The 12898-nt window shown below is 44.5% G+C and carries 13 protein-coding genes; 10 read left to right on the top strand and 3 right to left on the bottom strand.

The genetic code is table 11. The features are described 5' to 3' along the window. Positions 1 to 10 precede the first annotated feature (10 nt). The 8 genes from BS617_RS08730 to sthA all read left to right on the top strand — a co-directional run bounded on the left by BS617_RS08730 (position 11) and on the right by sthA (position 7326). Entirely contained in the window at positions 11 to 1219 is a 1209-nt protein-coding gene (locus BS617_RS08730; RefSeq protein WP_075172442.1) for an NADH:ubiquinone reductase (Na(+)-transporting) subunit B, read from the top strand. Continuing rightward, positions 1209 to 1988, top strand: a complete 780-nt coding sequence (locus BS617_RS08725) for a Na(+)-translocating NADH-quinone reductase subunit C (RefSeq protein WP_075172441.1) — start codon at positions 1209 to 1211, stop codon at positions 1986 to 1988. The genes BS617_RS08730 and BS617_RS08725 overlap by 11 nt, the downstream gene beginning before the upstream one ends. A gap of 3 nt (positions 1989 to 1991) precedes the next feature. Then, positions 1992 to 2651, top strand: coding sequence for an NADH:ubiquinone reductase (Na(+)-transporting) subunit D (locus tag BS617_RS08720; protein ID WP_075172440.1), 660 nt, complete (start codon positions 1992 to 1994; stop codon positions 2649 to 2651). Further along, positions 2651 to 3259: an NADH:ubiquinone reductase (Na(+)-transporting) subunit E gene (gene nqrE / locus BS617_RS08715; protein WP_075172439.1), complete on the top strand. Its 609-nt coding sequence runs from the start codon at positions 2651 to 2653 to the stop codon at positions 3257 to 3259. Before BS617_RS08720 ends, nqrE begins: the two co-directional genes overlap by 1 nt. A 37-nt stretch (positions 3260 to 3296) precedes the next feature. After that, positions 3297 to 4517 carry an NADH:ubiquinone reductase (Na(+)-transporting) subunit F gene (gene nqrF, locus BS617_RS08710; RefSeq protein ID WP_075172438.1) on the top strand — a complete coding sequence of 407 codons (1221 nt, stop codon included), beginning with the start codon at positions 3297 to 3299 and terminating at the stop codon, positions 4515 to 4517. Between the two features lie 3 nt (positions 4518 to 4520). Further along, positions 4521 to 5555: an FAD:protein FMN transferase gene (locus BS617_RS08705; RefSeq protein ID WP_075172437.1), complete on the top strand. Its 1035-nt coding sequence runs from the start codon at positions 4521 to 4523 to the stop codon at positions 5553 to 5555. A gap of 7 nt (positions 5556 to 5562) precedes the next feature. Beyond that, complete coding sequence (nqrM, locus tag BS617_RS08700; RefSeq protein ID WP_370052494.1) at positions 5563 to 5811, top strand: (Na+)-NQR maturation NqrM; 249 nt, start codon at positions 5563 to 5565, stop codon at positions 5809 to 5811. A 114-nt stretch (positions 5812 to 5925) separates the two neighbouring features. Next, positions 5926 to 7326, top strand: coding sequence for a Si-specific NAD(P)(+) transhydrogenase (gene sthA, locus BS617_RS08695; RefSeq protein WP_075172436.1), 1401 nt, complete (start codon positions 5926 to 5928; stop codon positions 7324 to 7326). Positions 7327 to 7432: 106 nt separating this feature from the next. On the opposite strand, the gene BS617_RS08690 is transcribed toward sthA, so the two are convergent. The 3 genes from BS617_RS08690 to rdgC all read right to left on the bottom strand — a co-directional run bounded on the left by BS617_RS08690 (position 7433) and on the right by rdgC (position 10782). After that, the gene (locus tag BS617_RS08690; protein WP_075172435.1) at positions 7433 to 8590 is read right to left on the bottom strand and encodes a cation diffusion facilitator family transporter; all 1158 of its coding nucleotides are present in this window, start codon (positions 8588 to 8590) and stop codon (positions 7433 to 7435) included. A 533-nt stretch (positions 8591 to 9123) separates the two neighbouring features. Then, positions 9124 to 9753, bottom strand: coding sequence for a 7-carboxy-7-deazaguanine synthase (gene queE / locus BS617_RS08685; RefSeq protein WP_075172434.1), 630 nt, complete (start codon positions 9751 to 9753; stop codon positions 9124 to 9126). Between the two features lie 120 nt (positions 9754 to 9873). Continuing rightward, positions 9874 to 10782, bottom strand: coding sequence for a recombination-associated protein RdgC (rdgC, locus tag BS617_RS08680; protein WP_075172433.1), 909 nt, complete (start codon positions 10780 to 10782; stop codon positions 9874 to 9876). Positions 10783 to 10978: 196 nt separating this feature from the next. On the opposite strand from rdgC, the gene BS617_RS08675 reads away from it, so the two are divergent. Next, positions 10979 to 12238, top strand: coding sequence for a D-alanyl-D-alanine carboxypeptidase/D-alanyl-D-alanine-endopeptidase (locus tag BS617_RS08675; RefSeq protein ID WP_075172432.1), 1260 nt, complete (start codon positions 10979 to 10981; stop codon positions 12236 to 12238). 247 nt (positions 12239 to 12485) lie between these two features. Next, the gene (locus tag BS617_RS08670; RefSeq protein ID WP_075172431.1) at positions 12486 to 12884 is read left to right on the top strand and encodes a GFA family protein; all 399 of its coding nucleotides are present in this window, start codon (positions 12486 to 12488) and stop codon (positions 12882 to 12884) included. The last annotated feature ends 14 nt before the right edge of the window (positions 12885 to 12898 follow it).

Below are 12898 nucleotides of genomic sequence, written 5' to 3'. Positions count from 1 at the left end.
GAGGCAGCGAATGAACATCAGAAATGTTCTAGATAAAATGGAGCCGCACTTTCATAAAGGCGGTAAGTATGAAAATTGGTACGCGCTTTACGAAGCGGTAGATACCATTTTCTATACGCCTGGCGCGGTGACTAAGTCGGCATCACATGTGCGTGATGGTATCGACCTTAAGCGTATGATGATTACGGTATGGCTATGTACATTCCCAGCGGTTTTTGCCGGTTTGTGGAACGTAGGTTTTCAGGCTAATACCGCTATGGCAACGTTAGGCTTAACAGAAGCCGAAGGGTTGCGTGGCGCAATTGTAGCTTCGTTAGCAAGCTTTGACCCCACGAGTATCTGGGCAAACATCGTGCATGGCGCGGTGTATTGGATTCCTATTTATGCCGTAACTTTCGTAGTCGGCGGTTTTTGGGAAGTCCTGTTTGCTATGAAACGTGGACACGAAGTTAACGAAGGCTTCTTTGTTACTTCTATCTTGTTCTCATTAATTCTTCCTGCCACTGTGCCTTTATGGCAAGTAGCACTGGGTATCACATTTGGTGTGGTAATCGGTAAAGAAGTCTTTGGTGGTACAGGTAAAAACTTCCTAAACCCAGCCTTGACTGGCCGCGCGTTCTTGTTCTTCGCATACCCTGCACAAATGTCTGGTGATGCAATTTGGACCGCTGTCGATGGTTTCTCTGGAGCGACACCGCTTGGTTTGGCTGCAGCTGGTGGCGTAGACGCTATTCTAGCGACTAACCTAACTTGGTTTGATGCGTTCTTTGGGCGTATTCAAGGCTCTATTGGTGAGACATCCACTTTAGCTATTTTGCTTGGGGGTGGTGCATTATTATTGACCCGAATTGCCGCTTGGCGAATAGTCGCCGGGGTGTTGGCTGGGATGGTCGGTATGTCCTTGCTCCTCAACATGATTGGTTCTGAAACCAACCCTATGTTTGGTATACCTTTCTGGTGGCACTTTGTGTTGGGTGGTTTTGCGTTCGGTATGTTCTTTATGGCGACCGATCCGGTATCGGCATCTATGACCAACACAGGTAAGTGGTTCTTCGGAGCTCTTATTGGTGTGATGGTGGTGCTGATTCGAGTGGTTAACCCAGCATTCCCAGAAGGCATGATGTTGGCAATTTTGTTCGGTAACTTGTTCGCACCGCTGATTGACAACTTTGTTATTCAGGCAAACATTAAGCGGAGGTTAGCACGCAATGTCAGCTAATAAGGACTCGATCGGTCGCACGATTCTCGTCACCGTTTTGCTATGTGTTGTCTGCTCTGTAGTAGTATCTGCTGCGGCTGTATTATTAAAGCCTCAGCAAGTCGCTAACAAAGAGTTAGACCGTAAAACTAATATTTTGGCGGCGGCTGGTTTGTTAGACCCGTCAAAATCAGTTGATGAGCTCTTTTCTCAGATAACAACTAAAATTGTTGATATTGAAACGGGTAAATTCAGCGATGCTGTTGATGCTGAAACCTATGATGCTCGCAAAGCGTCTAAAGATCCTGAGATGTCTCGTGCATTATCGCGCGAAGAAGACATCGCATCGATCAAGCGTGAAGCGCGTTATCAAACAGTGTATCTTGTTGAAAAAGAAGGGCAGCTAGATAGCATTATTTTACCGGTCCACGGTTACGGTTTATGGTCTACCTTATATGGTTTCCTTGCTCTTGAAGGCGACTTAAACACCGTTGTTGGTCTAGGTTTCTACTCGCATGCAGAAACACCAGGGCTAGGTGGTGAGGTTGATAACCCTCAATGGAAAGCGTTGTGGCCTGGCAAGAAAATTTATGAAGAAGGCTCTTGGTCTCCCGAGATTCGTCTGATTAAAGGTAATGTCGATCCAACTTCGTCATCAGCTCCTTATCAAATCGATGGTTTGTCAGGTGCAACTCTGACGAGTAATGGTGTTACACATCTTGTTCAGTTTTGGATGGGTGAAAACGGTTATGCACCCTTCTTGAAAAACCTGAAAGCAGGGGAGGCGTAAACTATGTCGGCTACTAAAGATGTATTGGTAACCCCAATCGTTAAGAACAACCCAATTGCATTGCAAATATTGGGTATCTGTTCTGCTTTGGCAGTAACATCAAACTTGAATACAGCGTTTGTTATGACGCTCGCCGTAACCGTTGTTACCGCGTTCTCTAACTTTTTTATCTCGCTGATTCGTAACTACATTCCTAGCAACATCCGTATCATTGCGCAGATGACGATTATTGCGTCGCTGGTAATCGTTGTTGACCAAATCTTGAAAGCTGTAGCTTATGATGTATCTAAGCAATTATCGGTTTTTGTGGGTTTGATTATCACCAACTGTATCGTAATGGGTCGAGCTGAAGCCTTCGCTATGAAAAACCCTCCGGGCGTTTCCTTCATGGACGGTATCGGTAATGGTTTAGGTTACGGTGCTGTTTTGATGTTTGTTGGTTTTGTTCGTGAATTGTTCGGCTCTGGTAGCTTGTTCGGTTTCGAAATTCTGCCACTCATCAATAACGGCGGTTGGTATCAAGCTAACGGTCTGCTGTTGTTGCCACCGAGTGCTTTCTTCATTATTGGTATGTTGATCTGGATTATCCGCACTGTGGATAAGAAACAGGTTGAAGCACCTGAGTTTGAAATGGCGCCTAATACGAAAAGGGAGACTGCATAATGGAACAGTATATCAGTCTGATTGTTAAAGCGATTTTCGTTGAAAATATGGCTTTGGCGTTCTTCCTAGGGATGTGTACATTCCTGGCGATCTCTAAAAAGGTACAAACAGCGTTGGGCCTAGGTATTGCGGTTATCGTCGTACTGGCTATTACAACACCTGTTAACAACTTACTGTATAACGGTTTGCTGCGCGAAGGCGCTTTAGCATGGGCTGGTTATCCAGAAGTAGATCTGAGCTTTTTGGGATACATTTCTTATATCGGCGTAATCGCAGCGATCGTTCAGATCCTTGAGATGGTGTTGGATAAGTTCTTCCCTGCGCTATATAACGCGCTGGGGGTATTCCTTCCGTTAATCACTGTAAACTGCGCCATTATGGGTGCGGCACTGTTCATGGTTGAGCGTGACTACAACTTTGGTGAAAGTGTTGTTTATGGTGTTGGTGCGGGTGTTGGTTGGGCGTTGGCTATTACAGCGCTGGCCGGTATTCGTGAAAAATTGAAATACAGCGACGTTCCAGCAGGATTACGTGGCCTTGGCATTACCTTCATTACAGTAGGTTTGATGTCTTTAGGTTTTATGTCTTTCTCTGGCGTACAGTTGTAGTTCTGCTCAGACATGATCAACAGAAGGATTTAACCCTATGGAAATCGTTCTAGGCGTTGTCATGTTTACCGCGGTAGTGCTTGCACTTGTCGCGGTAATTCTGGCAGCTCGCTCAAAGTTAGTAAGCTCCGGTGATGTGACAATCCACATCAACGAAGATCCAAAAAAGGCAATCACGGTTCCTGCTGGTGGTAAATTGCTACAAACCTTGGCTGAAGCTGGTATTTTTGTACCGTCAGCTTGTGGTGGCGGTGGTACGTGTGCACAGTGTAAGTGTCAGGTTCTTGATGGTGGTGGTTCTATGCTACCAACGGAAGAATCTCACTTCACAATGAAAGAAGCTAAAGAGGGCTGGCGTTTGTCATGTCAGGTTGCTGTTAAGCAAGACATGAACATTGAGCTAGAAGAAGAAATCTTTGGTGTACAGAAATGGGAGTGTACGGTTGAGTCTAACCCTAACGTTGCTACCTTCATTAAAGAGTTGACCCTGCGTCTACCTGAAGGTGAAAACGTAGACTTCCGTGCTGGTGGTTATGTGCAGCTTGAAGCGCCACCTCATGAAGTACACTATAAAGACTTTGATATTGAAGAAGAATATCGTGGTGATTGGGATAAGTTTGATCAATGGCGTTTTGTGTCTAAGGTTACTGAACCAGTAATCCGCGCATACTCTATGGCTAACTATCCTGAAGAGCGTGGTGTTGTTAAATTCAACATCCGTATCGCGTCTCCACCTCCGGGTAAAGATGTGCCGCCAGGCTTGATGTCTTCTTATGTATTTAGTTTAAAACCGGGTGATAAAATCACTGTATACGGGCCGTTCGGTGAGTTCTTTGCAAAAGACACTGACAACGAGATGGTCTTTATCGGTGGTGGTGCAGGTATGGCGCCAATGCGTTCTCATATCTTTGACCAGCTCAAGCGTTTGAACTCTAAGCGTAAGATCTCGTTCTGGTATGGTGCTCGTTCATTGCGTGAGTGCTTCTACAACGAAGAATATGATCAGCTTCAAGCTGAGAATGACAACTTCACATGGCATTTAGCGCTGTCTGATCCGCAACCCGAAGATAATTGGGACGGTATGACAGGCTTCATTCATAACGTGCTGTACGAAAACTATCTGAAGGATCACGAAGCGCCTGAAGATTGTGAGTACTACATGTGTGGACCACCGATGATGAACGCGGCTGTTATCCAAATGCTTGTTGATTTGGGTGTTGAGCGCGAAAACATCTTCCTTGATGACTTTGGTGGTTAATCAATGAAGGATGCTTTAAAAAGTATCCCACATTGGCCGGCAGCTTTGCTGCTGGCCTTTTTGTTTTTAGTGGGATGTAGTCAGCAAAAAAACGATGTCATTGTCTCTACAGCGGGCATGACTATGGGTACAACCTACTCGGTAAAATGGGTCGATAGTGACGATAACCGAGTAACTGATATCCACAACAAGATTGAAACACTGCTAAAAGCTGTTAATCAATCGATGTCTACTTATATCGATGACTCAGAGTTATCGACATTCAATAAAATGCCTGCTGAAAGTACAATTACGGCTTCTGATGGACTGTTTCACGTACTGTCTCTAGCGCAGCAAATTAGTCAGCATTCGGACGGCGCATTTGATGTAACAGTGGGACCTTTGGTTAACCTTTGGGGGTTTGGGCCAGACGGCCGTATTGTTAAAGCTCCAAAAGAAGACGAGATTAACAACTTACGTAATCGTATTGGTTACGAAAAGTTAGAGTTGATTCCAGAGAGCCAGCAAGTCACTAAACACGCTAATACTTATGTTGATCTTTCAGCGATAGCTAAAGGGTACGGTGTCGATGCCGTGGCGCAGTTATTAGAGGAGCAAGGTATCCAACGTTACTTAGTCGAGATAGGCGGTGAATTACGTGCTTCTGGGCTAAAGCCTAACGAAGAAACATGGCGGATCGCTATAGAAAGTCCTGCTGGGGCTGAACGCTCGGTACAACGCATTGTCCATGTTAGTGATACTGGGATAGCCACCTCAGGTGATTACCGAAATTACTTTGAAGAAGAGGGGATCCGGTATTCCCACACTATTGATCCGTCAACGGGGCATCCAATTACTCATAAGCTTGCTTCTGTAACGGTATTGAGTGCAACGTGTGCTGAAGCTGATGCGCTGGCCACTGCATTTACGGTGATGGGGGAAGAAAAAGCCATGGCTTATGCTAAAGCGCATAAGATAGATGCGTTTTTTATAGTAAAATCAGAAAATGGTTTTAAAGAAATGATGACACCGGGCTTTGAAGCACGCTTGGTGAAGTGAGGTTAATGTGGAAATTTTTGTTTTTGTACTGGCCGGTTTGTTGCTGATTGTTATTGCAATGTCCGTGGGTGTACTGATGGGAAGGAAGCCAATTAGTGGCTCATGCGGTGGCATGGCAGCATTAGGAATGGATACCGCGTGTGATATCTGCGGCGGCGATAAGGCTATTTGTGATGATGAAGATGAAAAGCAGCGCCGTATAGCGGAGCTGGCTGATGCAGATGCCTTAGGCTATGAGATTAAAACAAGTCGTTAAGTTCTGCCGATAGAAGTTAACGCTTGAATACATAACCTATATCTTGAAGTACAATGTTATAAATAATTGATATTACAGATAATTAGAGCAACAGAGACCAGCAAGGGGAATTGAATGGCTGTTTATGACTATGATGTGGTGGTGATTGGTTCTGGCCCAGCGGGTGAGGGCGCTGCGATGAATGCAGCAAAGCATGGCCGACGTGTCGCTATCATCGAGGAGCAAGAAGCGGTAGGTGGTAACTGTACGCACAAAGGTACTATTCCTTCTAAAGCGCTCCGTCACTCTGTTAAACAGATCATTGAATTTAATACGAACCCTATGTTCCGTGATATCGGTGAACCGCGTTGGTTCTCGTTCTCTAAAGTATTAAATCGTGCCGAAAAAGTGATGGCGAATCAGGTAATGCTACGCACTAATTTTTATGCACGTAACCGCGTTGATGTATATTTTGGTAGTGCGCAATTCAAAGACCAGAATACAGTACTGGTTAAAGGAACAGCGAAAGGCGATGAAGAGCTGCGTGCTAAAAATATCGTGATAGCAACAGGTTCGCGTCCTTATTGCCCGCCTGATATCGACTTTAACCATCCGCGCATTTATAACTCTGATACTATTCTAAAGCTTAGCCATACACCTCGTACCATGATTATTTACGGTGCTGGCGTTATTGGTTGTGAGTATGCTTCTATTTTTAGTGGGTTGGGCGTAAAAGTCGATTTGATAGATACGCGAGACCGTTTGTTGTCCTTTTTGGATGGCGAAATTTCGGATGCACTGAGTTACCACTTGCGCAACACCTCCGTTAAGATTCGTCATAACGAAGAATACGATAGCGTTATTGGTGACGGTCATGGTGTCATCATGAACTTAAAATCAGGTAAGCGTATTCGTGCCGACTCTTTCTTGTGGTGTAATGGTCGTACAGGCAACACGGATAAACTCAACATCGAAGCGGCTGGTTTAGAAGCGAACAACCGTGGTCAGCTAGAGATTGATGACCATTACCGCACGAAAGTTGAAAGCATTTATGCCGTTGGTGATGTAATCGGCTGGCCTAGCTTAGCATCAGCGGCACTCGACCAGGGCCGTTCGGCGGCAGCAGATCTTGTTGGTGCGGACAATTTCCGCTACATCAATGAAGTGCCGACTGGGATTTATACGATTCCTGAAATTAGCTCGATTGGTAAAACTGAAGAAGAGTTAACTAAAGAGTGTATCCCCTATGAAGTGGGGCAAGCGTTCTTTAAAGACACCGCTCGTGCGCAAATCTCCAGCCAACCGGTAGGTATGTTAAAGATTTTGTTCCATCGAGAAACGCTAGCAATACTCGGTATCCACTGTTTTGGTGACCAAGCATCAGAAATCGTTCACATCGGCCAAGCGATTATGCGTCAAGAAGGCAAAGCTAACACGCTTGAGTATTTTGTAAATACAACCTTCAACTATCCGACCATGGCAGAAGCTTATCGCGTTGCTGCGATTGCAGGTTTAAACCGAATATCTAATCTATAGGTTTTAGGCCGCCCAACAGAAGCCTCTGTGTGTTTCACTCAGAGGCTTCTTTGTATCTAGTATTCAATCGAGAAGGTGTGCCTTAGCGAGCCTAAACTCATCCATATTAATGCTGCCAGACGGTCAGTTCAGCAAACCAAGATGTAGATGATAATGCGGCATTGAGTTGTTGGCTTAAGTCTCGCGTGCTGATCTTGTCTGATGCCAGTTGTGCTGATCCTGTGTCTGGGAGTTTTAGATCAATCTCAATTAAATCATGATGATAATGGAGTGTTAGATAGTAATCTTTTAGATGAGGTGCAATGTTTGCTAAGTGCTGGTTAAGCTCACTCTGCACTTCGGCTCTTAATGGCAATATTCGACAGAAGTGCTCTTCTTCGTCATTATAAGTATCAATATGAAAGATCACATGCCCTATATCATCAAAGCGTTGTAATAAGGCCATAACGGCCAAGTCACCCAACCAATGACCCTCTGAGGCGCTTAGATAGGGGGCAACCTGTATATGCATCTCTAATTGACTTTTACCGCCCATATTTCGGCTCTTAAAGCTATGAACGTTGATAATGCCGTCAACAGATTGGGCGGTCTCTTTAAACGCCTGCACGCGCTCCTCAGGCAGGGAGGTATCGACTAGCTCTTTAATGCTAGCCCAGGTTAAGTCCCAACCTATTTTGGCGACAAAACACGCTACGGCAATCGCTGCGACGGCATCAAACCAACTAATACCAGCCATTGTGCCTATTATGCCTATGAGCACAACGATAGATGAGAACGAATCCGTTCGGCTATGCCAAGCATTTGCGATGAGTAAATCAGACTTTAAACGCTTACCTGTTGCTAGTGTGTATCGAAAAATCCACTCTTTCGACAATATAGACAAACCCGCTACCACTAATGCGGGCCATGTTGGGCTGGCTAACGTTTGACTGTTGATTAGGTTTAAGATGCTATCGAAGGCCATTGCCCCGGCAATAGCAATAAGAACGCCACCCAAGATAACAGTGCCTATTGTTTCGAATCGGCCATGCCCCCAAGGATGGTTCTCGTCAGGTTCTTCGCTTGATATATGAAATACAAATACGACTACAAAGTCGGTTAGTAAATCAGAGAAAGAGTGTATTCCATCAGCAACTAAGGCGCTTGAGTTAGAGAGGAGGCCGATAATGATTTTAGCAAAGCCCAAGCAGGTATCTAAAATGGCACCAATAATCGTTACTTTCTGTGCTTCACTTTTTCTTTGCTCACTGATAGGGCGTGTCATATTTAAGTGCCTTTTGTTTGGGCGAAATCGTGTTTCGTTATGGTGCGATTTTTTGACGGTTCAGTGTTAGTAAACGTTAAAAAAATATCATTTTTTCACTTGACATAAGCATTCTCATTTAACAATTGGATATTATCACCAATTGAGCAAAAAACGGGTGATATCTTGACTTGTTTTTTGGTAACTTATTGATTTATAAAGGATAATACATCTGGTTAAAAAATGATCAATTTAAGTAAAGTCTCGGTATTATAGGCTCTACAAGACGTTTTTCTTACAGTGTTAACAGAGTTATCCACAGGAACCGTGGACACCTTGCTAGACGCTAGTTATAGCGTAGCTTTGACCAATATTATGTATGGGTTTGTTGCGCTGCACAATGAAAGCGCCTTGTTTGTTTTGAGCCTCAACTAAAAAAATCGCATATTTTTTAAAAAATAGTATTTGGAAAAATCAGTACTCTGAGATGATTATTACTCTCAGTGTAGTGCAGACCTATTAAAAAGGGTAATACGCGCTACACAGTCGGTTGGTTAATCGATACCAACAATTTTGTGAGTTTGTAAACTCATTTTCCAGCGAGGATGTCGCATGCAATACTCGACAACTTGTTGTAGGTGATCTTTTTGGTTGTCGTCATCGAGTGCTTGCAGGTATCGGTGGGTAAAATCAAGATGATCAAAGCGATCGGGCATGGCCAATGCTTGGGGGTAAACCAGCTTTAGTTCATGGCCTTGGGTTATTATGACCTCTGCATCCGCTTTTGGGCTTACACAAATCCAGTCAATGCCTTCGGGTAGAGGTTTGGTACCGTTAGTTTCAATGGCAATCTCAAAACCGGCATCATGCATAGCATCCACTAAGGCTTTATCAAGTTGTAAAGCGGGTTCGCCGCCAGTAAAGACAACAAATGGAACCCCTTCAGGTGCAGGCCAAAAGGATTGAATACGCTGTGCTAGCTCTATAGCCGTTTTAAATTTACCGCCGTTTTGACCATCAGTACCGACAAAATCGGTGTCGCAAAAGCTGCAAACAGCGTTATTGCGATCTTGCTCGCGTCCAGACCAGAGATTACACCCGCTAAAACGACAGAATACAGCCGGACGGCCAGCATGTGCGCCTTCGCCTTGTAGGGTATAAAACATCTCTTTAACGCTATACATGAGGGTCTCGCTATAAAAAAGGGGCTAGTCTACCGTGGCATAACTAGGTTGCAATCATTATAGCGATAAATCCGCGCTATCGCTTACGCTAGCGCGGTGATAAGACTGTTGCAAAGCGAGTTAGCGTTGAACTTCGCCGCCAAAGGCGTCCATCAGTTGAGGGTATAAACGTTGACATTCTAACGCTAAGCGGGCGGTATCACTGTCTAAGCGAACTAACGGGTCTTCTGAGCTTTCTTGATTTAACGTTTCCGATAACTCATCACTGAGTTTTACACGCTTGATACTCAAATCATCTTGTAGCATGAACGATAATGTTTCATCCCACTCCAATGCTAGTTTCACCACTTGCTTGCCCGTATCTAAATGGGCAATCATTTCATCCGAATGTAGGTCATCTCCTTTAACGCGAATGGTGCCGCCTTCGTCAGTTGGGTCTTTCATTTCGCATTCGTCTTTGGGAGTAAAGCCAATGGCTGTCTTGGTTTGTCTAAGCCATTCAGACATGACAACGGCAGGCGACTGATGAACATCGGGTAATACAATGGGTAAAGTGCCGAGGCTATTGCGCAATAGGTTTAGTAGTTCTTCAGCACGTTTATGGTTGGCGCTGTCCACTACAATCAAGCCTTCGCGGGGTAACAGCAGTGCGCTAGTCTGCTGAAACTTGCTGAATGCTCGCGGTAGCAAGTCGATGACGATCTCATCTTTAAGTTGTAATTTTTCTTTACGGTAAACTTTGCGTGCTTGCTCGCTTTCAATTTGGCTAACGCGCTCATTTAGCAAACGTTTGATAACATTTGCAGGTAGCATCTTTTCTTCTTTTTGTGCGGTGATTAGAAAACCGCCACCAGAACTAAAAATCGTTTGCTGGTCGAGTGCTGAATGTGGGGGAACCCAACCGTAACGGCTCAGCTCTTGGCTTTTACACGGGGTAAAAAGGTGTTCTGCAAAGGCTGTTTCTAGCTGGTCTTGTGTGTAGTCGGTGGATTCGGTGTAACGATAAAAAATTAAGTTCTTAAACCACATAGCGTGTCTCTAAATATCCGTAAAAACCGCCATAGCTTAGAGGTAAATGCTTAAGAATGACAGGTATAAAACAAATAAGCGCCTGCTTGGTAAACATGCTTTATGGCATCTATTAATAGGCTGGTAATAGACGAAACTATATCGCACTATACCGCTCTACAGTGACCTCATATTTTTTGTAGAAGTAGCCAGTAACATGATCAGCTTTTTTGCACACTTAAGCGCTTATTTTAATACACGCCGATTTCAACTTTCTTTTCTGATAATAACGTGTCTGTTCGGTGTTAATGCTCCGCTAGCGTTTGCGGACAAAACAGATGAACTCGATTCGACATTAGCTCCATTAATGGCGCAAGTCAGACAATCCGCAAAATCCTCTGTAATGGTAGAGGCCTCTATTGAGCGGCCCGCTATTCATATTCGTGAAGACATGCCGTTGTTACCTGCATCAACACTTAAAATACTAACGGCTTATTTGGCTATTCAGCGTTGGGGGTTGGACCACCATTTTACGACTGACTTTTATGTCGAGGGATCTACCTTGTGGATTAAAGGTTACGGTGATCCTTATTTAGTATCGGAAGAATTATTGTTGATTAAGTCTGCGCTCGCGCCTTATTTAAGGGATAAAACTATTCTAAAAATAGGCATAGATACCAGTGCATTTCCCGATGTGGATCTGGGGCGCGGCGATAGTGATAACCCTTATGATGCAGGAAATGCGGCGCTAGCCCTTAACTTTAATAGTGTCAATTTGATACGCCAGCAGGGGGTTATACAATCGGCAGAGCCACAAACGCCTATCACGGCTTTAGCCCAAACCTTGGGACAAGAGATGGCTGTGGGCAGTAAAGCAAAACGGGTTTCGCTTCCTGGTGGGCGGGAAATGTCAGCGCAATATTTTGCAGAGGTGTTTAGCCAGATAGTATTTGATCAGGATTTACCTATTCGCATTGGCCTCTTACCACAACAAGCACAGCCTATCTACCAGCACCATAACTCTAAAAATTTAGAGCAGGTTTTAATTGCGATGCTTAAATACTCGAATAACTTTATCGCCAATCAATTATTTTTAATGATGGCTTCAGATCAGTTAGGCACAGCGCTATCCGCGACTGAATTGGTCAACAATGCCCGCCATTATGCGATGACAGAGTCAGCTGAAGCTTTTGGGTGGAAAAGCTATGCGGTTGTTGATGGTGCTGGTTTGTCGCGTGATAATTATCTCAGTGCCGAGCAGATGATGGTGTTGTTAGAGCATTTTCGTCCATGGCGTTATTTATTACCGCAGCGAAACAGTCGTGTACAGGCAAAAACAGGCACCCTGACGGGGGTTAGAACCTACGCTGGCTATTATCAAGATGCTAGCAACGAGTGGCGTGCTTTTGCATTGATGATGAATGAGCAGATCGCTTGGCGTTTTCGCTACGCCTTTGCGGATGCACTCGCAAATTGATTGGTACGCATTCGTTAACGATATCTAGCAAGTAATAGCTCATATCTAAACAGCTAGAACGTTTACGGGGCCTCATGGCAAGGAGGTCTGAAGGGGGCGGATGTGAGCTGTATAAAATTTGTGCTACGGTTATTCTCGATAATTATCGATCGAGTAGTCATTTCTAATGGTTTGCGCTGTGTAGTGTAACCTCATGTTCGGTCGTGTTTCAAAGCTGAGGCGTATCTCGATTCAACAAGGAGGATGTATGAAAGGTAAGTGTCTGTGTGGAAATATCGAAGTAGAAATGGCCGACCATAATGAAGTGGGGTTATGTCATTGCTCTATGTGTCGTCGCTGGGCGGGTGGCCCAATGTTTGCGGTGCACGGCGGCTCAGATGTTAGCTTTACAGGAGAAACACCAGCTAGATACAAATCGTCTGACTGGGCTGAGCGCGGTTTCTGCCAAAACTGTGGTACGCATTTATTTTATTATCTGTTACCCGCTAATGAGTACATGCTTCCTGCTGGTCTATTTCAGGATCAAGAGTTTTCTCTATTAAGTGAAATCTTTATTGAAGAAAAGCCTGAGTATTATGAGTTCCGTAATGAAACGGACAAGTTAACAGGGCAACAAGTTTTTGAGCATTTTGCACCTAAGGCATAAGCCTAGGCGCATCT

The sequence above is a fragment of the Neptunomonas phycophila genome, from assembly GCF_001922575.1.
GTDB classification, from domain to species: Bacteria; Pseudomonadota; Gammaproteobacteria; order Pseudomonadales; family Balneatricaceae; genus Neptunomonas; species Neptunomonas phycophila.
The sequence above is the reverse complement of the archived record's forward strand: the minus strand, read 5'-3'. Positions and strand labels throughout refer to the sequence as shown.

Excerpts from the sequence above, each read along its gene's own strand:
- BS617_RS08705 (WP_075172437.1), top strand. The coding sequence starts at position 4,521 with ATGAAGGATGCTTTAAAAAGTATCCCACATTGGCCGGCAGCTTTGCTG.
- sthA (WP_075172436.1), top strand. The coding sequence starts at position 5,926 with ATGGCTGTTTATGACTATGATGTGGTGGTGATTGGTTCTGGCCCAGCG.
- BS617_RS08725 (WP_075172441.1), top strand. The coding sequence starts at position 1,209 with ATGTCAGCTAATAAGGACTCGATCGGTCGCACGATTCTCGTCACCGTT.
- nqrF (WP_075172438.1), top strand. The coding sequence starts at position 3,297 with ATGGAAATCGTTCTAGGCGTTGTCATGTTTACCGCGGTAGTGCTTGCA.
- nqrE (WP_075172439.1), top strand. The coding sequence starts at position 2,651 with ATGGAACAGTATATCAGTCTGATTGTTAAAGCGATTTTCGTTGAAAAT.
- queE (WP_075172434.1), bottom strand. The coding sequence starts at position 9,753 with ATGTATAGCGTTAAAGAGATGTTTTATACCCTACAAGGCGAAGGCGCA.
- BS617_RS08670 (WP_075172431.1), top strand. The coding sequence starts at position 12,486 with ATGAAAGGTAAGTGTCTGTGTGGAAATATCGAAGTAGAAATGGCCGAC.
- rdgC (WP_075172433.1), bottom strand. The coding sequence starts at position 10,782 with ATGTGGTTTAAGAACTTAATTTTTTATCGTTACACCGAATCCACCGAC.
- BS617_RS08690 (WP_075172435.1), bottom strand. The coding sequence starts at position 8,590 with ATGACACGCCCTATCAGTGAGCAAAGAAAAAGTGAAGCACAGAAAGTA.
- BS617_RS08675 (WP_075172432.1), top strand. The coding sequence starts at position 10,979 with ATGATCAGCTTTTTTGCACACTTAAGCGCTTATTTTAATACACGCCGA.
- BS617_RS08720 (WP_075172440.1), top strand. The coding sequence starts at position 1,992 with ATGTCGGCTACTAAAGATGTATTGGTAACCCCAATCGTTAAGAACAAC.
- BS617_RS08730 (WP_075172442.1), top strand. The coding sequence starts at position 11 with ATGAACATCAGAAATGTTCTAGATAAAATGGAGCCGCACTTTCATAAA.